Source organism: Herbaspirillum sp. Sphag64 (genome assembly GCF_014192645.1).
Taxonomy (GTDB): Bacteria; Pseudomonadota; Gammaproteobacteria; order Burkholderiales; family Burkholderiaceae_D; genus Herbaspirillum.
The window spans coordinates 20,685-42,790 of sequence record NZ_JACHYE010000006.1 but is presented as its reverse complement, the minus strand read 5'-3'; the positions used below and the strand labels follow the sequence as shown (position 1 = coordinate 42,790).

Annotated in this window: 22 protein-coding genes, 1 tRNA gene and 1 riboswitch; of the genes, 12 read left to right on the top strand and 11 right to left on the bottom strand. The window is 52.1% G+C overall.

Annotated features, from left to right (window positions below; all coding sequences use genetic code 11):
- Positions 1-2: 2 nt before the first annotated feature.
- The 3 genes from FHW66_RS11545 to FHW66_RS11535 are packed head-to-tail and all read right to left on the bottom strand — an operon-like array spanning position 3 to position 2,600.
- On the bottom strand, positions 3-161 hold the full coding sequence (locus tag FHW66_RS11545) for a DUF2474 domain-containing protein (RefSeq protein WP_183379956.1): 159 nt from the start codon (positions 159-161) through the stop codon (positions 3-5).
- Entirely contained in the window at positions 148-1,158 is a 1,011-nt protein-coding gene (cydB, locus tag FHW66_RS11540) for a cytochrome d ubiquinol oxidase subunit II (protein ID WP_183379955.1), read from the bottom strand. The genes FHW66_RS11545 and cydB overlap by 14 nt, the downstream gene beginning before the upstream one ends.
- A 5-nt stretch (positions 1,159-1,163) precedes the next feature.
- Positions 1,164-2,600, bottom strand: coding sequence for a cytochrome ubiquinol oxidase subunit I (locus FHW66_RS11535; RefSeq protein WP_183379954.1), 1,437 nt, complete (start codon positions 2,598-2,600; stop codon positions 1,164-1,166).
- Positions 2,601-2,744: 144 nt separating this feature from the next.
- Between FHW66_RS11535 and FHW66_RS11530 the strand changes: the two genes are divergently transcribed.
- Together FHW66_RS11530 and FHW66_RS11525 are read left to right on the top strand one after the other, a co-directional pair.
- Positions 2,745-2,900, top strand: a complete 156-nt coding sequence (locus FHW66_RS11530; protein ID WP_183379953.1) for a hypothetical protein — start codon at positions 2,745-2,747, stop codon at positions 2,898-2,900.
- A 258-nt stretch (positions 2,901-3,158) separates the two neighbouring features.
- On the top strand, positions 3,159-3,401 hold the full coding sequence (locus tag FHW66_RS11525; protein ID WP_183379952.1) for a hypothetical protein: 243 nt from the start codon (positions 3,159-3,161) through the stop codon (positions 3,399-3,401).
- Between the two features lie 106 nt (positions 3,402-3,507).
- On the opposite strand, the gene FHW66_RS11520 is transcribed toward FHW66_RS11525, so the two are convergent.
- The 4 genes from FHW66_RS11520 to FHW66_RS11505 form a co-directional block, all read right to left on the bottom strand.
- Positions 3,508-4,518 carry a succinylglutamate desuccinylase/aspartoacylase family protein gene (locus FHW66_RS11520; protein WP_183379951.1) on the bottom strand — a complete coding sequence of 337 codons (1,011 nt, stop codon included), beginning with the start codon at positions 4,516-4,518 and terminating at the stop codon, positions 3,508-3,510.
- Positions 4,519-4,574: 56 nt separating this feature from the next.
- Positions 4,575-5,399: a transporter substrate-binding domain-containing protein gene (locus FHW66_RS11515; RefSeq protein WP_183379950.1), complete on the bottom strand. Its 825-nt coding sequence runs from the start codon at positions 5,397-5,399 to the stop codon at positions 4,575-4,577.
- Positions 5,400-5,425: 26 nt separating this feature from the next.
- The gene (locus FHW66_RS11510; RefSeq protein ID WP_183379949.1) at positions 5,426-6,256 is read right to left on the bottom strand and encodes a transporter substrate-binding domain-containing protein; all 831 of its coding nucleotides are present in this window, start codon (positions 6,254-6,256) and stop codon (positions 5,426-5,428) included.
- Between the two features lie 321 nt (positions 6,257-6,577).
- On the bottom strand, positions 6,578-7,507 hold the full coding sequence (locus FHW66_RS11505; RefSeq protein WP_183379948.1) for a LysR substrate-binding domain-containing protein: 930 nt from the start codon (positions 7,505-7,507) through the stop codon (positions 6,578-6,580).
- A gap of 101 nt (positions 7,508-7,608) precedes the next feature.
- Between FHW66_RS11505 and metC the strand changes: the two genes are divergently transcribed.
- The 5 genes from metC to FHW66_RS11480 all read left to right on the top strand — a co-directional run bounded on the left by metC (position 7,609) and on the right by FHW66_RS11480 (position 14,259).
- Complete coding sequence (metC, locus tag FHW66_RS11500; protein ID WP_183379947.1) at positions 7,609-8,766, top strand: cystathionine beta-lyase; 1,158 nt, start codon at positions 7,609-7,611, stop codon at positions 8,764-8,766.
- 57 nt (positions 8,767-8,823) lie between these two features.
- Complete coding sequence (locus tag FHW66_RS11495; RefSeq protein ID WP_183379946.1) at positions 8,824-9,474, top strand: amino acid ABC transporter permease; 651 nt, start codon at positions 8,824-8,826, stop codon at positions 9,472-9,474.
- Positions 9,471-10,241 carry an amino acid ABC transporter ATP-binding protein gene (locus FHW66_RS11490; RefSeq protein WP_183379945.1) on the top strand — a complete coding sequence of 257 codons (771 nt, stop codon included), beginning with the start codon at positions 9,471-9,473 and terminating at the stop codon, positions 10,239-10,241. Before FHW66_RS11495 ends, FHW66_RS11490 begins: the two co-directional genes overlap by 4 nt.
- Positions 10,242-10,312: 71 nt before the next feature.
- A riboswitch (cobalamin riboswitch) is annotated at positions 10,313-10,470 on the top strand.
- Between the two features lie 376 nt (positions 10,471-10,846).
- Positions 10,847-11,923: a HoxN/HupN/NixA family nickel/cobalt transporter gene (locus FHW66_RS11485; RefSeq protein WP_183379944.1), complete on the top strand. Its 1,077-nt coding sequence runs from the start codon at positions 10,847-10,849 to the stop codon at positions 11,921-11,923.
- Between the two features lie 182 nt (positions 11,924-12,105).
- Positions 12,106-14,259 carry a TonB-dependent receptor gene (locus FHW66_RS11480; protein ID WP_183379943.1) on the top strand — a complete coding sequence of 718 codons (2,154 nt, stop codon included), beginning with the start codon at positions 12,106-12,108 and terminating at the stop codon, positions 14,257-14,259.
- Between the two features lie 79 nt (positions 14,260-14,338).
- On the opposite strand, the gene FHW66_RS11475 is transcribed toward FHW66_RS11480, so the two are convergent.
- Together FHW66_RS11475 and FHW66_RS11470 are read right to left on the bottom strand one after the other, a co-directional pair.
- Positions 14,339-15,124, bottom strand: coding sequence for a glutamine amidotransferase (locus tag FHW66_RS11475; protein ID WP_183379942.1), 786 nt, complete (start codon positions 15,122-15,124; stop codon positions 14,339-14,341).
- A gap of 132 nt (positions 15,125-15,256) precedes the next feature.
- On the bottom strand, positions 15,257-15,781 hold the full coding sequence (locus FHW66_RS11470) for a cysteine hydrolase family protein (protein ID WP_183379941.1): 525 nt from the start codon (positions 15,779-15,781) through the stop codon (positions 15,257-15,259).
- 153 nt (positions 15,782-15,934) lie between these two features.
- Between FHW66_RS11470 and FHW66_RS11465 the strand changes: the two genes are divergently transcribed.
- Entirely contained in the window at positions 15,935-16,882 is a 948-nt protein-coding gene (locus FHW66_RS11465; protein WP_183379940.1) for a helix-turn-helix domain-containing protein, read from the top strand.
- Positions 16,883-16,909: 27 nt separating this feature from the next.
- On the opposite strand, the gene FHW66_RS11460 is transcribed toward FHW66_RS11465, so the two are convergent.
- Positions 16,910-18,412: an FAD-dependent oxidoreductase gene (locus FHW66_RS11460; RefSeq protein WP_183379939.1), complete on the bottom strand. Its 1,503-nt coding sequence runs from the start codon at positions 18,410-18,412 to the stop codon at positions 16,910-16,912.
- A gap of 50 nt (positions 18,413-18,462) precedes the next feature.
- On the opposite strand from FHW66_RS11460, the gene FHW66_RS11455 reads away from it, so the two are divergent.
- Positions 18,463-18,981, top strand: a complete 519-nt coding sequence (locus FHW66_RS11455; RefSeq protein ID WP_183379938.1) for a MarR family winged helix-turn-helix transcriptional regulator — start codon at positions 18,463-18,465, stop codon at positions 18,979-18,981.
- A gap of 38 nt (positions 18,982-19,019) precedes the next feature.
- On the opposite strand, the gene FHW66_RS11450 is transcribed toward FHW66_RS11455, so the two are convergent.
- Positions 19,020-19,093 (bottom strand) — tRNA-Gly (locus FHW66_RS11450).
- A 275-nt stretch (positions 19,094-19,368) separates the two neighbouring features.
- Here FHW66_RS11450 and FHW66_RS11445 point away from each other — a divergent pair.
- From FHW66_RS11445 to FHW66_RS11435, 3 genes are all read left to right on the top strand, one after another.
- A complete protein-coding gene (locus FHW66_RS11445) occupies positions 19,369-20,745 on the top strand; it encodes a sensor histidine kinase KdpD (protein WP_183379937.1) in 1,377 nt (458 codons plus the stop codon).
- A gap of 2 nt (positions 20,746-20,747) precedes the next feature.
- Positions 20,748-21,482: a response regulator transcription factor gene (locus FHW66_RS11440; protein ID WP_183379936.1), complete on the top strand. Its 735-nt coding sequence runs from the start codon at positions 20,748-20,750 to the stop codon at positions 21,480-21,482.
- Positions 21,483-21,736: 254 nt separating this feature from the next.
- Positions 21,737-22,024 (top strand): hypothetical protein, encoded by a 288-nt coding sequence (locus FHW66_RS11435; protein WP_183379935.1) that lies wholly within the window; start codon positions 21,737-21,739, stop codon positions 22,022-22,024.
- Positions 22,025-22,106: the final 82 nt, after the last annotated feature.

Genomic DNA, 22,106 nt, shown 5'->3' with positions numbered 1-22,106 from the left:
CCTCATTGCATCCCGAGCGCATGCATCAACCAGCGCATTAATCCGGCAGCGACACCTAGTGCGGCAACACTGAAGAACCATATCAACACCATCCACCCAATGCGTTGCGACCACGTTCTGAGGCGTGACTGAGACCCGCTGTTCTTCTTAATGGTAGCCATCGCCGATTTTCACTTTCCCTCGGAATACGAAGTACGACCAGGCCGTATAGCCGAGAATGAATGGAATCATGAAGAGCGTGCCGACCAATGCAAAGCCCTGGCTTTGTGGTGGCGATGCTGCTACCCAGATCGAGATATGTGGTGGAATAATATTGGGCCAAATGCTGATCGCCAATCCGGTATAACCGATAAACACAATTCCTAAAGTTGACATAAACGATCCGTGATGAGGATTTTCACTACGAATGTTGTAACGCAGTCGCCAGATAAAAAATATCACCAGAACCGGCACAGGCACGAAGAAGTAAATATTTGGCGTACTAAACCAGCGACCAATCACACTCGGGTCAACCAGCGGCGTCCAGATGGTCACAACAATAATTGCTACCGCAAGCATCACCGTCAATGGTTTGGTCAGTCGTAACATACGCTCCTGCAACGCACCTTCCGTCTTGATGATCAGCCAGGTGCTGCCCAGCAAGGCATAGACAATCACCACGCCTAGTCCGCAAACGAGCGGGAACGGACGTATAAAATCCCAGGGGCTTCCGATGTATTCCAGACCCTGCATGGGGATGCCATCGATATAAGCCCCCAATGCAACGCCTTGAAAAAATGCCGCACAAATCGATCCGAGGATAAAAGCCTTATCCCAAAGGTGACGCTCATGGTCTCTCGCCTTAAACCGAAACTCAAAGGCGACACCGCGAAATATCAGGCCCAACAACATAAAGACCAACGGTAGATACAAGGCGGTCAGCAACACCGAATATGCCAGCGGGAACGCCGCCAACAAGCCTGCACCACCGAGCACCAGCCAGGTTTCATTACCATCCCAGACAGGGGCTACGGTATTCATCATGACATCGCGTTCATCACTGCTGATAACGAACGGAAACAGGATCCCGATACCGAGATCAAAGCCATCCATGACGATGTACATAAAGACGCCGAAAAAAATAATTACAGCCCAAATGACAGAAAGATCGATACCCATCTTGATTAACTCCAATGATCTGGGTTGTGAACAAATTCCAGGTTTTCATCCGTCGCGGACAAAGGTCGGCTAGCGGTGTGGCTTTGGCCAGGCCCACCGGAAGGATGTGGCTCTTCTTCATACGCCTGCGGGCCTTTGCGAATCAGGCGCAGCAAATAAGTAATACCAATCCCAAACACCGAAAAATAGACCGCAATGAACAAGCCCAGCGACAGCGCCAATGCAGTCGCCGGATGCGGCGAAACAGCATCGGCAGTGCGCAACAGACCATAGACAACCCACGGTTGACGTCCAATTTCTGTGGTGAACCAGCCGGCCAGAATCGCGATCAGGCCTGCCGGCCCCATCAACACGGTGGCACGTAACAACCATGTCGAGCGATACAGCGATCCACGATAGCGCGCCCACAACGCCCACAAGCCCAGGCCGATCATCGCCAAACCAAGACCGACCATAATGCGAAAACTAAAAAACAGGATCGTGGCATTGGGTCGGTCTTCTTTCGGGAACGACTTGAGGCCTGCAATCTGTCCGTCCAGACTATGCGTCAGAATCACGCTGCCAATGCGCGGAATCGCTATTTCGAAATGATTTTTTTCCTGTGCCATATCGGGAATCGCAAACACCAGAAGTGGCAATCCCTTCTCGGACGGATCATTGCTCCAGTGCCCCTCAAGTGCTGCGATCTTGGCCGGTTGGTATTTCAACGTATTGAGCCCATGGGCATCGCCAATCACAGCCTGGATCGGTGCCACAATGACCAGCATCCACAAGGCCATTGACAGCATTTTTCGTACTGCCGGGTTATCGTTCTTGCGCAGTAAATGCCATGCGCCACTGGCCGCGACAAGCAATGCCGTCGCCAGAAACGCGGCAACGCCCATATGCATGAGGCGGTAAGGAAAGGATGGATTGAAGATCACCGCCAGCCAATCGGTCGGCACGATCGTGCCATCGACGATGGCATAACCCTGAGGTGTTTGCATCCAGCTGTTGGAAGCCAGAATCCAGGTCGCTGAAATTAACGTGCCAAGGGCCACCATGCAGGTCGCAAAAAAATGTAGCCCACGGCCGACACGTCCCCAACCGAACAGCATCACACCAAGGAATCCTGCTTCCAGAAAAAAAGCGGTCAAGACTTCATACGTCAACAAGGGGCCGGTGACGCTGCCGGCGAACCTGGAAAAACCTCCCCAGTTAGTCCCAAACTCATAAGCCATCACCAGCCCTGAAACGACGCCCATGCCAAAATTGACGGAAAAAATCTTGATCCAGAAATGGTACAAGTCACGATAGACCTGCTTTCCCGTACGCAGCCAACGAAACTCCAGCACAGCGAGATAACTCGCCAGGCCGATCGTAATCGCTGGAAAAATAATATGAAATGACACCGTAAATCCAAATTGGATACGTGCCAATTCCATCGCGGTAAAGCCAAACATAATATGCCCCGAAAGAAACGAATGAACCTGTCATTGTTTAAGAAGTGCGCGAACGACCACTCTCCTGCAGCATGCTGGCTGCATAAGAACAGTGTTGTTGCACAAGATTGATACAGTGACGTACCCCAAAAGATCTAGCCGAAAATGGCTTTAACCTTAGGGCATGTTGAAGCCAGCAATGGCGGCGCACGCGTCAGGGGGCGCGCCCAAAACTCACTGGAACGGAGCGATGGCGTCACCCCGACCACGCTCGCCATCCACACTGCCAACGGTACCAAGGTGCTCAAGCATGCCGCTTGAGGTGGCTCCGATAGCTCTCCCGAGGTCAGACAAAATAGACAATGTGGCGTGTGCGGCAGAAATCCGGTCGATGTCTTCTCGGGTTGCAGTCCCTTGAACGCGCTGAGGTTGCCGATGTCTGAGGCGCAAATATCCTGTAATCCTGTGATACCGCGTGGCATTACCATTTGCGCGGTGCCGGGCAACAAACTTCCAATCACCAGGCAATGCAACAGGAGGATTGCAGTCCAGCGGTACAAAGGGCGACGGCAAAAGCGCATGGCGATGAACAAGATGCATGTTTTAGGCGCAGTCGGCGTTGAATCAATGCTGTTGTCGCTACTTAACGACAGTAACTCTCACCAGCAGTATCGACTTGCAACCTCAAAATACACATCTAAATTTTTTGAATATTCAGAATATACTGAATATTACAGACTTTTTGACCAACCTGCTTGTAATCAGTATGGTATTTTGATAGCGCTCATGGGACGTCGTTTGCTACGACAGTGGCACGCTTGATCAGACTAAAGGTAAAAACAGTCGATAAAATGCGCAAAAGAAAAGAAGCGAGATCGACCGAGCGCGATCTCGCCAAAGAACTACTATGAAATCGAATGAGACAGGTTCAGAGTGTGGAGCGCCGCTCATCAGCCATTTGAAAAATACAATCTCCACGCTTGACCATCGCGATGGCCCGCTTGCAGATCACTTCACCATCGGCATCAAAATAGACCGTCTGTGGCGCACGACCAGGGTTATCCGGGAAATGAATCAGCGCCGCGGCCTGCCCTTTTGTCACTGTCGCACCAAGCTCGACCAATGGCTCATGCACACCGTTATCCATGGCATAGACATAGTGTTTGATTCGGTCTATGCGCATCAGCCTAGCCTGCGCAGGCGGACCCGATGGCACCAGAGCGCCGCTGAGCAGCTTGATGAAACCGAGTAAATTCAGCAGTCCCTGCATCCCCTCTCTGATCAATGCCGTACTGACGACACCGCCGCCACCGAGCTCCGTCAAAAAGCAAATCGCGTTCTGACGGCGCGCAGCAGCCGTAACATTCACAGGATTGGGTTGATACAGAAAAGCCCGCGGCAAACCAAATGCTTTAAGCAGGTCGGTCACATGTTTTTCTTCCTCGGCATCACGAGGCTCCAGACCCATCATATTTGCACCATCATAGATCAATGAAGTACCGCCCGAATGGAGATCAATCATATAGTCGGCACGCGCCAACAATTCGTGTTCTATGTAGTGCGCGATGATTTGGGTCGGTGTGCCACTCGGGTCGCCCGGATACAGCCGGTTGAGATTGCCTTCATCCAGTGGCGAGGTGCGCATACCTGCTTCGGCAGCTGGCGCATTAGTCATCGGCAGCAAGATCAATTGCCCCGAGACCATCTCAGGATCAAGTTCTCTGATCAGATGCGAAACGATGATCTGTCCTTCATATTCATCGCCATGAGAACCTGCGCTCACAATCACCACCGGCCCTTCACCGCGTTTGATTGATGCGACCGGAATCGGTATCCAACCATAGGCAGATCGGTGTACCGAATAGGGTAGTCGAAGGTAGCCGATATGCTTTCCATCAGCGTCGAGATCAATATCAGGTTTGATGGGATTATTTGCCATAGTCTTTAAAACAGTCTGGATTGAGTATTAATTGATTCCATTTATCAGAGGCACCGTCAGTTCTTGACGGCTTTCTGCATATTTCCAGTCATGTCATAGTCCGATCCTACGTACTGGTGGGCGAGCTTTTGGATTGTCCCGTCGGTGATCATGTCGCCAATGGCTTTGTCCATCGCATTTTTCAAGGCCGTTGAATTCTTGGGCAATATCGCCGCACCGAGCGAATACAGCAAAGGCTCACCAACGGTATTTATCGGCAACTTGTTCACTGTTTTCATTTTGTAGCCATTGAAGTAAGACTCGATGATCGCATCCAACCGGCCGCTGATCAGATCGTTAAATTCGAATCCACCACCTTCATATCCGCGTACCTCTGAGTCAGGCAAATTGGCTCGTGCCCATAATTCATTAGAGGTCCCGGTACTGACGCCAACGCTCTTGCCTCTCAAACTGGATTTGTCGTGTATCTCTCTATTTTTCTCGTTGACCCAGATACGAAAATCCTGAACGGTGTAAGGAGCGGAGAAATCAACAACCTTCTCCCGCTCTGGCGTACGGGCCATACTATTGACCACCACGTCATATTTCTGGGCACGAATACCTTCAACGAAATTTTTGAACTTATCGGCAACGAACTCAACCTTGGCAATGCCGATACGGCGAAAAATTTCACGGGCAACAGCAACATCATAACCATCTGGTTGATTCTTCTCATCCAGGTAACTCCACGGTGGACTAGCCTGTGTATTGGCAACGTAGACTACGCCGCGCTGTTGCAAACGGCTCAGGGAATCATCGCCGCTGGCGTGAGCTTGCTGCAGCACAAGCGCCAGACACAGCGCAAGCGCGATCCGCAACATTAAGAAAAAATGTTTCAACATGGAAATTTATCCTCTGGTTTCAAGAATTACGGTTGTTGCAGCGCCTTGTGGATATCGCCTACCATATCGAAATTAGATCCAACCCACCTCCGCGCAAGGCGATCAAGCGTACCGTCTGCGATCATGTCGTTAATCGCTTTACTGACAGCTTCCTTGAGAGCGCGTTGCCCCTTGACCATCGCTGGTGCGGACAACTGATAAGTCAGCGGTTGACCAACTTCTTTAATCGACAATTTATTGAAGGTCGCGTACTTCATCCCGCTGAAGTGCGAGCTGATGACTGCATCGATACGACCATTGCCAAGATCACTGAAGACCAGACCACCATTATCGTAAGTACGAATATCTGATTGCCTCAAATTGGCACGGGCCCAGATTTCGTTACTGGTACCAGTGGTGACGGCCACTTTCTTGTTCTTGAGATCAGCTTGCTGTTTGATATCGCTGTTTGAGGACAATACAAAGATACGAAAATCCTCGACGCCATAAGGTGTAGCGAAATCGACCTCCTTGGTACGTTCTGGCGTCGGTGTCAAATCGTTCATGACCAGATCATATTTGCCGACTTTCAGTCCTTCGACGAAATTCTTGAACGAGTCAGCGACAAAGACCACCTTCGCCACGCCGATGCGACGTACCACTTCCTTGGCGACTTCAACGTCGTAACCACCAGGCTGCAGTTGATCATCGAGCAAACTCCAAGGAGGACTACTTTGAGTGTTGGCAATACGAATTACTCCCGCGGCACGAGCATGGGCGAGAATATCTGCCGGAATATCCTGAGCTGAAACTAGCCTGCTGGTACAGGCAAGAATCAGCATGGTGGCACATACAATATAGAAATGGCGCAGCTTCATGAAACGCTCCCTGATTTTCCGAATAAAGAAATAATGAGAGTCATTTTGCTGACACCGAGGCATTGCTACAATCAGCGCAGCTTACTTACTTGATAAGCATAACTTATAGAAAATTCTGAAAAATATTTTAAAAGTGATAAAAATTGATGACTTTTTTGCACTGCCGCACCAAAATAAGGATCACCTGAAAAAGCGTTCTGCGGACCTTAAACCGCCGACCACAAACAACATCAGCACCTCTCACAAAGTAACGGCTTTTGCCTTAAGTAAAAATTTGCACATGTTTTGTGCGCAGCGCACAAAGTTGAACGCGGTTTGCGCTCAGGCAATACCGGGGCGTTGATGCAACAGCTGGCGCAATGCGTTCAGATCGGATTCCATCTGGATACGCATCACCCGCAGCATTTCCTTGGCATTTTCGGACAAGGGAATTCCCGGCCTGAACACCAGTAGCGCCGTAAAACTCACCGGAATCTGCATTGGCTTGAGTTTGAGTCCACGCGTAACGTAATCCAGAGCAAGGATCGGGTGTGCCATACCCATACCGACACCACGCAACGCAAATTCACAGACCGAGTTGGAATAAGGCGTCTCAAGAACGGGATGCAGTACCTTCCCCTCCAGAATCAATGCCTGCTCCAGCCTGCGCCGACTGGCATCTTCGGGATTAAGGGCGACGAAGGCATGCTCTAGCAAATCATCCGAGGTAATGAGTGATTTGCCAGCTAATGGGTGTTTGTCATGCATCACGATCACGCCCGGCACGCTCATGAATTGAGAATGCTCAAGTCCAGCCACTGACAACTCATCAGCCATGAGTCCGAAATCCAGCTGCCCGGCACTCACTTGCTGCAACACTTCACGCGAGCTCATGATCTGGAATGACATCTGAACACGTCGCCTCTCCAGGCCAAAAGCCGCTACAGAACGGGGCATGAAGCCATTTCCCAGCGCCGGAAAAGAAGCAATGGCCAAGCGCCCAAGGCCATACGAGCGCAGACTGCGAATCCGATGCTCAATCATCTCGAAACCAGCAAAACAGCGGTCAACTTCCTCAATCAGCGCCAACGCCTCTTGGGTTGGTACCAGGCGTCCACGGGTACGCTCGAACAAGCGTAGTTCCGAAGTCGTTTCCAGCTTACGGATCGACTGACTGACGGCAGGCTGCGACACATTCAGCAAGGCTGCCGCTTTGCTGGTCGTTCCAGCCCGCATCACTGCGCGAAACACCTGAATATCCCGCATGTCCATATATAAGTACCACTTATAGAGTTAATCACTGGCGCTGTTGAGCAACCATAGTACTTGGCTGATACTCAAGCCGTCCTTTTATACATTAACAAATTATTCGTATGAACACGAACCCAGAATATCCAGAACCATTCAGCAGCCTGTCGCCCTCCGTGATGCGCGCCTCGACCGTTGTATTTGACTCGCTCGACGATTTCGTCAAACGCAAGAAACGTCAACCCGACGGTTTCAGCTATGGCGTGACCGGCACGCCGACCGCACGTCTGCTGGAACAACGTATAGCAGCGCTCGAAGGTGCGCGTCATTGCGTGATTGCCCCCTCGGGCGCTGCAGCACTGATGACAACAGTCATGGCATTTGTCCGCGGTGGCGACCATTTACTGATATCCGCGGCATGCTATGGCTCGCTCAAGACCTTCGCTGATAAATGGCTAGCCCATATGCAAGTGGAGGTGGAGTTCTATCATCCAGCCATGGGTGCAGAGATCGCATCTCTGATGAAGCCGAACACCCGCATGATCTGCATGGAGTCTCCAGGTACCGTCACAATGGAGATGCAAGACATTCCGGCGATTGTTGCAGTTGCAAAAAAACATGGCGTATTGACCATGATCGATAACACGTGGGCTAGTCCGTTGGGTTTCCGGCCCATTGAGCATGGTGTCGATTTTAGTATCGAAGCGGCAACCAAATTCTTTGGCGGACATTCCGACTTGCTCATGGGTAGTATCAGTTTGAATGAGTTTAGTCATTACGAAGTATTACGCGAAACACAAAGTATTTTAGGGCAACAAGTGAGCCCTGATGATTGCTTTCTGGTGCTGCGCGGTTTAGAAACACTGAAATTGCGAGTTCAGGCACAAAGTACCTCCACCATTCAGGTTGCTCGCCATCTGGCCAAGCATCCGCTGGTTGATCGCGTGTTGTACCCTCCCCTGGAATCCGATCCAGGGCATGCTCTGTGGAAACGTGATTTCGCCAGCAATGGCTGCCTGTTCTCCGTCATCCTCAAGCCAGCGGCAGAAACAGCGTTCCATGGTTTCTTCGATTCATTGACACAGTTTGTGATTGGGGCTAGTTGGGGCGGCGTACATAGCCTGGCTGCCTATTATCCGGCAACGTTACAGGCAAATCGTGTATTCCCTGCAACCGATCAGCCGGTGGTTCGCCTGTCGATCGGTCTGGAGGACACGGATCGATTGATTGCCGATCTCGATCAAGCCTTGCTGGCATACGCCAACCCAACTGTGGGTCACTGAAGAAAATTTAACAGTGTGCCGTGATCATCATGCTGACCGGCATACCAGGAGGAGAGGATGTTTGACTTATTTCTAAGGGCGTTACCGTTGCTGCAAAAGGCCGTCCTGATTACATTGGGACTTGGTATCAGTGCATTTTTTCTCGGCTCCATACTCGGCATGCTGATCGCGCTGGCGCGCATCTCCGCATGGCGCCCCTTGCGCTGGCTGGCATTTTCGTACGTCTCGATTTTCCGCGGCACCCCGTTACTGATTCAGATCCTGCTGATCTACTTCGGCTTGCCCAATTACGGCATTACACTGGATCCGATACCCGCTGCCTTACTGGCGTTGACGCTGTTTTCGGCTGCTTATCTGAGTGAAAATTTCCGGTCAGGAATCAATGCAGTCGATAAAGGACAATGGGAAGCTGCCTGGTCGATGGGTTTGGGATATCGCAAAACCCTGTTTCGTATTATCTTGCCACAGGCTCTACGCGTTGCAATTGCGCCCCTGGGTAGCCGTCTGATTGCCCTGATGAAGGATACGTCTCTGGCATCGACTGTGACAGTTGTCGAACTCACCCGCGTTGCCGATCAGATGGGAGCCACAACCTTCCGCTACATGGACATGTTCATCATTGTCGGGACCATTTACTGGCTCATTAATCAAATACTGACCATCCTCCAAACCTGGCTGGAAGAAAAACTGTCGAGGCGCTACCAATGAACAATTCATCTCCCTGTACTGTCCGCGTACGCGGTTTAGCGAAAGCGTTTGGCCCCAACAAGGTACTAAAACATGTCGATCTAACAGTCGGTAAAGGCGAAGTTGTAGTCATCATGGGCCCTTCAGGCTCTGGAAAGACCACCTTTATCCGCTCACTCAATTTCCTTGAAATGCCAGATCAGGGGAGCATAGAGATTTGTGGAATTGAGCTCGATGAACCCTTGACGCTCCGCCCCGGTGAAGTGCGTAAGAAAATATTTCAGATTCGCCAGAAAACGGCCATGGTATTTCAGTCATTCAATCTATTTCCACATAGAACAGCATTACAGAACGTCATCGAGGGATTGATTTCCGTGAAGGGTTTTGACAAAGAAAAAGCCCAACAACGTGGCATGCTCCTGTTGCAAAAAGTGGGGCTATCGGAGAAAGCCGATGCCTATCCAGGCAAGCTTTCCGGTGGTCAGAAGCAGCGCGTGGCGATTGCCAGGGCACTGGCGATGGAACCAGAGGTGATTCTGTTCGATGAACCGACCTCTGCGCTGGATCCGGAGCTACGTGATGAGGTGTTGGGTGTGATGCGAGACTTAGCCAAAGAAGGCATAACAATGCTGGTCGTCACGCACGAAACCCGTTTCGCACGGGATGTTGCTGATCGCATTGTTTTTATGGAAGGCGGACACGTAATAGAAGACACCACGCCGTCTCATTTCTTTGGTCCTACGGTAAGTGAACGCTGCAAACAATTTCTCGGACGGATCCACGAATAACACAGCTATATTCTTCAGCAACTAAAAAGCCGGTGATACTGATTGAATCGATAAACATCATTAATATCTTTTCAATCAGCCGAAGGCAGGCTTGCTATTTCTCTAGTGTTGACCAGTATAATAGTGCGGCTGAAGCTGGGAAGCCGGTGTAATTCCGGCGCGGTCGCGCCACTGTGATTGGTTCAACGATAACCAAAAGTCAGACCTGAGCTTCATGACATTCCCTTCCATCCACTATTGGGGCGCGTAACCCCTGGAGAAATGCATCATGAACTTGACTTTCCTTAGCCCCCCCTTGAATCGATTCCAATGCATGTCGCCGCTGGCGATACCACTTTGGCGATGCACCTCGCCAGTCGCCTCCCTATTCAAGATTTATCGTTGACTTAATTTTCAACGCTTTCGGCAGCAATTCAATTTCTTTTTCTCCACACTGCATACCAAAGTCGGTCGATTCTGGTCATTTTTTTGCGTCTATTGATTTGCACCTGTTGATTCAGGTCGAGGTCATGTCAGAAAAGGAATACGCTCGTGCCATTCACCCGGCACAGAGAAAAGAATGCACACGCCAATACGGCACTCAACAATAATTATCGGGAATCGCCATGTCGCGTTTAATGAAAGCCTTGTTTAATGATGCCTCCTCTGATGTCAGAGGGAAGATTATCGGCATGTATCTGCTATTACTGATATTCAATCTGGGCGCCTGGATTGTAGCGTTCATCACCTTCCGCCAGCATCCTTTGCTGATGGGAACCGCATTTCTTGCCTACAGTTTTGGTCTGCGCCATGCGGTCGATGCAGATCATATTGCCGCGATCGACAATGTGACACGCAAGCTGATGCAAGACGGAAAAAAGCCCGTCTCCGTGGGTTTCATGTTTTCGCTGGGACACTCAACGGTCGTGATCCTCGCCTGCCTGGCCATTGCCGCAACAACGCTGGCAATGAAAGGCCGGATGGATTCGTTTCATGAGATCGGCGGAACAATCAGCACGATCGTGTCTGCGCTCTTCCTGCTGGTGATCGCGGTCATCAATCTGGTTGTTCTGATTTCTGTCTACAAAACCTTCCGCCGTGCGCGCAAGGGTGAGCCCTACGTGGAAGAAGATCTCGATCTGCTGCTTGCTAATCGTGGATTTTTAGCACGCATTTTTCGTCCGATGTTTAACATCATCACCCGCAGCTGGCATATGTATCCACTGGGTATCCTGTTTGGTCTGGGATTTGACACATCGACCGAAATCGCGCTGCTGGGCATCTCGGCAACCCAAGCCTCCAATGGCTTGTCGGTATGGGCCATCATGATCTTCCCACTATTGTTCACTGCCGGGATGTCACTGATTGATACGACCGATAGCATCCTCATGCTAGGCGCTTACGGCTGGGCTTTTGTCAAACCAATCCGCAAGCTCTACTACAACATGACGATTACCTTTGTTTCAGTATTAGTCGCCGTGGCGATCGGTGGTATTGAAGTATTGGGACTGCTCGCCGACAAACTGCAACTGGAAGGACCATTTTGGAATGCCGTGAGCAGTCTCAATGGTAATTTTGGCGTGATCGGTTATTTCATCATCGGTCTGTTTATTCTGAGCTGGCTCATTTCGCTGGCGATCTACAAATGGCGAGGCTATGACGATATGGAACTGACATTGGCTTCAGGCCGCAAGTCAATGTGAAATAGCAAGGGACTGTCTGTCACACATAGATGGCCTTTGACATCTATTGCGCGTTTCTGAACTCCATCAGCAAATTGCTGAATAGCGAAAGTAAAAATGAAGTCGATGAAAGTTTTTCGTCGACTTTATTTTTAGCATGGCGTATGAAGAATTATAAAATCATCATAAAAAAAAGAGGATATATGCGTAGTAAATCATTGGTAACAGCATTTTTCCTGGCAATCGGAAGCGATACCATATGGGCTCAGGAAACAGTGGCGTCGAAAGATGACACAGTAAACCAGGTATCGGAATCCACCGTGGCCGCATTGCCGACAGTGACGATGCAGGGGCATTACGATAACGGGGTCGGCACCTCCGATGCCTCCTCGCAGGGCACTATCAATGGCGAGTTATTACGCGACGTCCCGCTCTTGCGCCCGGGCGAAGTGCTGGAGACCGTACCGGGGCTGGTCGTCACCCAACACTCCGGCGATGGCAAGGCAAATCAGTATTTCCTGCGCGGCTACAACCTTGATCATGGCACCGATTTCGCCACTAGCGTCGACGGTGTGCCGGTCAATATGCCAACGAATGCACATGGACAGGGATATAGCGATTTGAATTTTCTGATCCCTGAACTGGTCGACCACATTGATTATCGCAAGGGTCCCTACTTTGCCGATACCGGCGACTTTTCTTCAGCAGGCTCTGCCGATGTACGCTACGTCAACAGTCTTGACCATGATCTCTTCAGTTTTACCGGAGGTACATACGGTTATCAACGCGCTCTGATGGCTGGCTCGATCAACCTCAACCCACAGTACAAAGACCAGACAGGAGGTACAGGATTGATTCCAAGCGGTCCTGTTTTACTCGGTGCGCTTGAGATTATCAAGGAAAATGGTCCCTGGACCACACCTGAAAAGTTTGAAAAAACCAACGCCTTACTTCGTCTAAGTGACGGTAGTAAAGCACATGGTTGGTCCATCGAGGGTATTTACTACAAAGCCCAATGGAACTCGACTGATCAGATACCTTTGGAATTAATACAGTCCGGTCAGCTAGGCCGTTACTCTGCACTTGATACCACTGACGGCGGTAACAGTGGCCGCGCCATTATCTCTGGCGAATGGCATAGCCATGATGAGGATGGTTACACCAGGATATCCGCCTACGCGGAACATTACCGCTTACAGCTTTGGTCGAATTTCACTTTTTATGAACTACGTCCGACTACCGGTGATCAGTTCGAACAGAAAGAGAATCGCAATATCGTTGGTGCGCAATACGTCAAAGGCTGGAATCATCAATTGTTAGGTCGTGAATCCGTGACCGAGGCCGGACTGCAGGTAAGACATGACAATATCAATGTTGGCTTGTACAACACCGAAGCGAGAGTGCCATTCCAGACAGTCTCGAATGATCAGGTTGCTGAAACCATGACCAGTCTCTATCTGCAAAATTCCACCAGCTGGAACGACTGGTTCAGAACTCTGGTTGGTCTCCGTGGAGACAATGTTGATATGAACATGACCTCGTATAGCTTAGCCGCCAATTCCGGTACCGCCTCAGGCAAGAAATTATCACCCAAGCTATCGATGATTTTTGGTCCGTGGGCAAAGACTGAATTCTTCATCAACGCTGGCAAGGGCTTCCATAGCAATGACGCCCGCGGTGTCATCAACCAGATTGATCCGACCACAGGTGCAGCTGCCTCCGCGGTGCCCGCCTTGGTAGGCAGTTGGGGCAAGGAGATCGGCGTGCGTACCGAGGTTATCGACGGTTTGCAAAGCTCACTTGCACTGTGGAGCCTCAACAGTGATTCCGAGATTGTCTATTCCGCTGACTCTGCCATCGGCAGTACCTCCGCAAATGGCGCCAGCAAGCGACATGGCGTCGAATGGAACAATCACTGGGTCGTCAACCCATGGCTCATGCTGGATGCAGACCTTGCATGGACCCACGCACGTTATGCCAACATGAATGAGAACGGTGATACAGGCAACATGATTCCCAATGCAGTGAGCAAGGTCGGCATGTTCAAGGCGACTGTCCACCAGGGATCATGGGCAGCCGGATGGGAGACAAGATACATCGGTGCCTATCCGCTCTCCCAGGATGGCAGCCTGATGGCACCATCGGCAATTATCAGCAATCTGAAGCTACAGCGGGATCTGACACCACAAATGTCACTTTCTCTGGATGTGCTGAATATATTCAATCGCCAATATTACGACATTGCCTATGAACAGGATTATCAAGTAACAGCGAGCAGCGTGACGGTTCCAAACGGCATTACGGTCCATCCAGGCGAGCCACGTGAATTACGATTGACGTTATCTTATCGATATTGATATTGGCATTGATTTTTAGCTCGACCGCTACAGAACTTTGCCCAGTCTCAATGGGCTGGTTCCGTAGCAACGTCTCTCGTCAGGTTGGCAACAGTCCGAGTTTGGATTTACCGACCTTAGCCCGAAAGATTTTGGACGACATGGATGCCATGGGTAAATCAAAGATATCTTCAAGCCAGTCACGCAAAAACAGTTCAGCGATTTTTTTTGCGCGTTCACCATAGCGTGCCGTGTCATCACGTAATCGGTCCAGGCTAATGTCTGTCGTAGTGGCCACCTCCAGCGCGCGAGCAATTAACCACTGCTCCAGCATCTTCGGATTGAATTCGGGATGAAATTGCAGCGCCAGGCAATGCGATCCCCACGCAAATGCCTGATTGGTGTATTTATCGCTTCCTGCCAGATGTCGCGCTCCTACGGGCAAATCAAACGTATCACCATGCCAGTGCAATACGGGCGTTTGCGTCTCGATCATTTGATTGAGCGCAGGCAGGCTACTGCTATCAACACCTTTTGATAGCGGCGCCCAACCGATTTCTTTGGCCTCACCCGGATAGACCCTGGCATGCAGCGCAGCAGCTATTAACTGGGCCCCCAAGCCAATGCCCAGTGTGGGCAGATCATCTACGATTCTGGCGCGCAGCCAGGTAATTTCTGCCGTCAAAAACGGATATTTGTCCGCCTCATAGGCAGAAATCGGGCCGCCTAATACAATGACCAAGTCGTTATTGAGCGGCGACACATCAAAAAACGAATCGACGCCAACGTCAAAATACTGAATACGGCATCCCTGCCGCTCCAGAATCGGCAAGATTCCACCCAAGCCCTCAAAGGCGACATGGCGCAGTACCAGCACGCTTTTCATAAATGCCCACAGTTAATGATGAGATAACAGACTGCGAAACCGCTGGTAGACAGCCTTTATTCAGCAGTTTCGTTATATCTTATCGTATACATCGAAATTTGTAGACACGCACTTGGGCGAGACCCGCGTCGCTTACACTACTGCGTCCTGCTCGCTCACCGCCACGCGCACGGTCAAGGCACTCAAAGCGATGGCGTTGATCATCTGATCTACGGTGGTGCAGCAATCTTTCAATACCGTGACCTCATATTTCTCGGCTGTCTTGGAAATCGCCGTGTGGGTCACGCAGTTCTGCGTCATCATGCCGCAAATCAGCAAGGCTTCCACGCCCAAAGTTTGCAAGGTCTCCTCCAGCGTGGTCTTGTGGAAGCTGTCGGCAAATGACTTCACCACCACCGGCGCCTGCGGTGCCGCTGCCAGAATCCGCGGATGTAAGGCAACGCCCTCACTACCGGCATTGAAAAAAGGTGAAGGTCCTTTGGCGCTATCGGCAACATGCTGTACCAGAATAACGGGAATCTGCTGGGCATGCGCTTTGGCAATCGCCTGTTCGATGTTGTGCAAGGTACCTTCGGCGTTGAACAAGGGATAGTTACCTTTAGGAAAATAATCATTCTGGATATCGATGACGATCAGGGCGCTTTTCTTGCTGGACATGGAAGTCTCCTTGGTGAACGGTGAGTCTTGAGTGCTGGATTGATGGGACAGATTATTGCGTGCGGAGGTCTGCAAAACGAGTGGCCCAATGGTCAAATAGCGATAGAATTGGGCCAACCAGAATAATAACCAGGCAAACATTGGCCCATTCCTATGCATACTCCCCTTGTCGCTGTGGTGGCATTCAACCAGATCAGCCCGTTTCATCTTGCGGTACCTTGTGCGGTCTTTGGCGATACGCATCCCGACAGTCCTCGCTTCCAGCTCAGAGTATGCGGTGCCGAGCCTGGTCCATTGCGGACCACGGCCGGATTCGATGTCGCCGTCATGCACGATCTGTCCACGTTGGCACATGCTGACACCATCATCATCCCCAGTTGGCGCAACCCTGACGAACGTGCGCCGGAGCCACTCCTTGCGGCGCTCGTGGCGGCACAACGACGAGGCGCACAGGTCGTCGGACTTTGCCTTGGTGCTTATGTCCTGGCGCAAGCAGGCCTGCTCGAAGGACACCGTGCGACCACGCATTGGGCGTTTGCGGATGACTTTGCGGCACGCTTCCCAGAAGTCCTGCTGGATGCAGATGTGCTGTACGTCGAAGAAGACAATCTGATTACCTCCGCCGGCACAGCAGCCGGTATCGATTGTTGCCTGCATCTGATACGGCAACGTCATGGTGCGGAGTCTGCCAGCCTGATTGCGCGGCGGCTAGTTGTACCACCGCACCGGCAAGGTGGTCAGGCACAGTTTGTGGAACAGCCGATCAGCTACACAGCGCGGGGTTCGCGGCTGGCGGAATTGATTGATGCGGTACGTGCCAGTCTGCATGTGCCCCATACGCTCGACACCATGGCCACACAGGTCATGATGAGCCGCCGTACCTTTACCCGCCAGTTCCGGCAAACGACTGGCATCAGCGCTGGCGAGTGGCTACTCAATGAGCGACTGGCGCTGAGCCAGCGATTGCTGGAAGGTAGCGACCAGCCGATTGAACGGATTGCAGAACTGGCTGGCTTTGGCACGGCGAGCTCGCTACGCAGCCTGTTCAAGCGCGCGTTTGGGGTCACGCCGAGCGCCTGGCGGCAATCGTTCAAGGGCTGACGTTCGGAAGCATCCGCGCCTATCCACTCAGCACACCCCTGCCTGCGCGAGATAGGCCCCCAATCTCTCCCGATGTTGATCATTGAACATGGCGCCGATATAGCCGTCTGGTCGTACCAGCACCCAATTGCCCGGAGCCAGTGCGTAGATATCGCGGAACGCACCGTCACGGTCACGCAAGCCACCATCCGATACGTCAATGCGCAGCACCTTCAGCTTGGCACTCGGACCAACAGTGGCGCACTCCGGGCCAACACGGATCAAGGTCCAATGGACACCCCGGAACGCATCGAAGAGCCGGATTGCCTGTCCTGCTGCATCGTACAACAACGCGTCCGGAGCCCGATCACCGGCCTGTAGCTGGTCAGCATGTTCGTCAGACTGCGCAATGGCCTGCCAGCTCAATGGGCTTTCTGGATAGCCGAGATCAAGCTGATGCACATTGCGTCCGCGCCGCATATCACCGCGCTTGGCAGCATCCAGCAATGTGGTGGAGAGACCGAGCATATCCGCAGCAATCGGCCGACGCTCGGCTTCGTAACTGTCGAGTAAGGTAGCCGGCGCGCCATGCATCACTGCGGCCAGCTTCCAGCCCAGATTGTAGGCATCCTGAACACTGGTATTGAGCCCCTGACCACCGGTCGGTGGATGAATATGGGCCGCATCGCCAGCCAGGAATACATTTCCCACCCGATATCGCTCAGCCAGGCGGGCATTCATGACATACGCCGAGGCCCAGGAAACCGCATGCACGGCAATATCAGTGCGCCCGGTGCGCTTGCAGATCATCTCGTTCAAGCCGGCAGCGCTCAGGTCCACATCGCCCTCCATCGGCACCGGTGCCTGCAGCTGGAACAGTTCCGTACCGAACAACGGGCACAACGATAACTGGCTCTCCATCGACTCAAGGTGAAAGCGATACCAGGCATCGCGACTGAGCCCGGTCAGCACGACATCGGCAACAACCGCACGTACCGCCAAGGTCTTGCCAATGAAGGCGATCCCCAGTGCCGCACGCACTGTGCTGCGCCCACCATCGGTGCCAACCAGATAGCGAGCACGTACAGTTTCTGTTCCCTCGCTACTGTTGAGTTGCACCACCACACCCTGCTCGTCCTGCTCAAATGCCAGTAACGCATGACCAAATTCAACACGATGACCGAGTTCAAGCAATCGCTCGCGCATCACGCGCTCAGTCAGGAATTGCGGTATCAGCAAGGGATTGCCATACGGCTCACCAGGAATCACCTGACTTTGGTTGATACCATCCGTCTCGGTATAGCTGTTGTCATCGGCATAGATCCGCTGCACTGGATACGCCTCTCCAATCGTCAGTAATCGGTCAACGATCCCGATATCCTCAAAAATCTCCAGCGAGCGTGGCTGGATTCCCTTGCCACGCGAGCCGTGAAACGGACTCTCCATCTTCTCGATCAGACGAAACGCCACTCCCCGTCTTGCCAGCTCAATTGCCAGGGTCAAACCTGCTGCACCCGCACCGCAAATCAATACGTCCAGTTTTTCTGTCATAATCACCTCCAATTAATATGTGCAAAATGCACTCAACTAAAGAGGATGGTATGCCATTGAATAAAAATGTGCAAGATGCACATAAATCAGAGCAACTCAAACTGTTGCATCGCTCCCTCATCAGTATCGTCAGCGTCATGAATCGCCCACAGGTCGATGAGAGACTCGTCCGTGAAGCAGGTATCAAGCTGGATCCGGCACTATTCCCACTCCTGGTTACCGTCGAGAAACTGGGGCCGATCGGCATTGTCGAACTTGCAGACCGCCTTGGCCGCGACTACACCACGGTCAGTCGCCAGGTCAGCAAACTGGAACAGCAGGGGCTGGTCAGTCGGCAGGAAGGCAGCACTGATCGACGGGTACGGGAAGCGGTACTCACTGCACTAGGCAAGACCATGACAAGTGCCATTGACATCGCACGGGAGCGGATCGCCCGTGGCATTTTTGAAAAATGGGAAGATCAGGATCTGGCGCAACTGGTGCATCTGATGCAGCGGTTTGCCGACGAGCTGGAGGGGTTTTCAGCCAATACTTTGCAAGGTTCCGAAGATCGTCCAGAACAAAGCTAGCCATGAGATCAGCGCAAGAAAGCAAAATACGACAGCGCTGGAGCGGGTGAAGGGAATCGAACCCTCGTCGTAAGCTTGGGAAGCTTCTGCTCTACCATTGAGCTACACCCGCGTTGGATCGGGATTATACCGGGTTGTGCACGGTTCATTCCAGTGCGAAAACATGCTGGTGGCGATACTGGGATAGCCTGTTCTACTGCGATTGATATCCGACCGCTAATTAGCCTCGGCGCTGATTACGGTTGTATTGTTGCCTTCAACCGCCAGCCTGGCAAAGGACTGGCTTACGATGTAAAAACAAGGATCATCGGCTACACTGGCGGGCGTTGATTTGTCTGCCATTGTTTCATTTCAGCTTTCATTTGCCCCTATCAAGCTTCTAGTCTCATGGATCCCCTCACTGCCAGCGTCGCTCTCTCGGTCACGCAGCTATGCATCTCAGCGATCATGGCGGGGACCTACTTTGCCGCACCGGTCGAACGCTGCACCCGATTTTGGGCCATGTCTGGCCTCTTGACCGGTATGGGCATGACGATTGCGCTGCTCAACGCCAGCCGTCCGGCCAAGACCTTGCTGGCATTGGGCAACATCGGCTTATTTGCAGGTTGTGTGGTGGTGTGGATGGGTCTGAAGATCTTTTTCGGAAAGCCTGCCACGCGCTGGGGCTACCTCCTGATTGCCTTGTTTTCATTTCTGTTTGTCGTGATGCTGGCCAACGATGCCGACTTTACTGCCCGCTCCTATCTGGTCAGTGCCAGTCTGATACTGGTGTTCGTGCTATGTCTGCAAACGCTGCTGACGTCTGTTGCTGAAGCGTCCCCGGCCAAGCGCAGTTTTGGTCGCGGCATGGCGATTTCCGGTTTATTGCTGCTGACCGGTGCGCATATCGTGCGTATCGCTACGTCGATGCAGGCCCCGGAGTTGTTCAGACCGGAGACGATCTCTCATTTTGGCGCCGTGGTGGTCTATCTGGTGCCGCTGGCAGGAACCTTGCTGTTTTTTTCTGCCTTGTTACTGCTCTATTTCGAACGTATCAAGGACAATCTGCTGCTATCGCTGGCCGCCAAACAGGAAGCACTGGAAACGCAGATACGTTTCGTTGATATGTTTTCTCATGAATATCGTACGCCGCTGGCCGTCATTCGGACCAATCTGGACATCCTGGAAAGTAAGGACCAATCCAGTGGCGAACGGCTTGCCCCCAATCTCACCAAGATGCGCCGCGCTGTATTACGTCTGGTGGAAGTAGCAGAAACGGCACTTTCAGTAGGACCAACTCCGGGCAATGAAGTCGAATTGCGGCGCGAGAATATCGTTGCGCCGGATTTTGTGCGTGCGATCATCGAGGAAGCCTCTCTGCTCTGGAGTGAGCGGGATCCGCAGCTGCGGCTGGTGCACGCGGATGCGGTTGTGTTCAGTGGCGATCGTCGTCTGCTAAAGACGGCATTGCTGAATTTACTCGATAATGCGATCAAATACGGGCCAAGACAAGGCAGCGTGATGGTGGAGTTGAGCGTCGCTGATGGTCTCCTCATACTCACCGTCAATGATGAGGGGCCTGGGATTCCGGAGCAGGAGCTGACACTGGTTTTCGGGAAATATTTTCGTGGCAGCCGTACCGGCTTTATCGGCGGCAGCGGCGTGGGATTGTACCTGGTGCAACGCATCGTCAGTCAGCATGGCGGTAGCATCTGCTTGAGTAATCGCCCCACTGGCGGTACCACAGCAACAATCACATTACCGTTTTCAGACAGGAGAGACTAAGGGTGGAAGCGTCTGGCATTGGTGTGTTACTGGTTGAGGATGACGAGGATTTGCGCGACAGCGTGGTCGAATGGCTGGAACTGGCTGGCATGCGTGTCAAGGCCGCAGATAGTGCCGCCGGGTTTTACCAGCTACTGCCCAACGGCGACTATCAGGTAGCGGTAATCGACGTCGGTCTACCCGATCAATCTGGCTATGTATTGGCGCAATACATCCGCGCCAATACCGATCTGGCAGTCATCATGCTGACCGCCCGCAGCGCCGTCGAGGACAAGATCAAGGGATATGACAGTGGCGCTGACCTGTATCTGGTCAAACCTGTGGATTGCCGCGAGTTGTCAGCAGCAATTCTCAGCATTGCCCAGCGGGTACGAAAACCTGCGGCGGAGACTCTCGCCACAGAAACGCCGGTTACTGAAGCACCTGCAACTGAGCGACTCTGGACGATCTCTGCCGCGCATTGGCAACTCCATGTTGCTGGTGACGAAAAGATATCGCTGAGCGCGAAAGAACTGAAGTTTCTCGAATTGCTGGCCGCCACGCCTGGACAACCGGTGCTACGAACGACTGTGTTGACCGAACTATACCAACGGCATGACTACTATACCGGTCGCTCGCTGGATTCACTGGTGCGCCGTTTGCGTGCCAAGGTAGCGTCCCAGACCGGCATCACCATCCCGATCCGGACCGTACATGCGGTCGGATATAGTTTCGTCGGCGCTATAGCAGTTAGTTGATTTGTTATCACGCCGAATGACCTGCAGGCCAATCTGCAGGCAAGGCAGCACCTCGCGCCGGACAAACAGAAACGTCACATTTCGTCGTATTTGGCAGCATTTGGTCGCTTGCGACCGGCGAAGTGCTTATCTATTCTATGACGTCAAAGTTTCCTAAAAATCAACGATGCCTGTGCTCAGTCCCGATCTAGTGCTCGGCCGAGTTGATCAGCCTGGGTTTTGCGAGGAAGGTCAGTGAAGCATATCGATCTGGTATGCCTGAATCGCCAGGAAATCACGATATTCAATCGTCAATCCTTGTCGGAAAATCTATGAGCATCTCCGAGTCAAAATATGAGCAAGCCCTCATTCGCAATCGTATTGCCGATGCGGAAACGACGGCACTCAGACTGATGCTTGATCTGATCGTTACCGCCGCCAGAGATGAGGATGGATTTGATATGAAGTTGACGCCCGATGAAGCTGCGCGGGTAAAACATATCGTCCAGCGCCTGGATACCGCTGCAGCCGACGCGCTTCAACTTTTGGGCCGACATGAATAGGCAGCAGTTGCAGCGATCCGCGGCAAGATCAACATTTGAAGGAAACCCGAAGTGTACGCATTGAACTTGAATCATTGAGAGG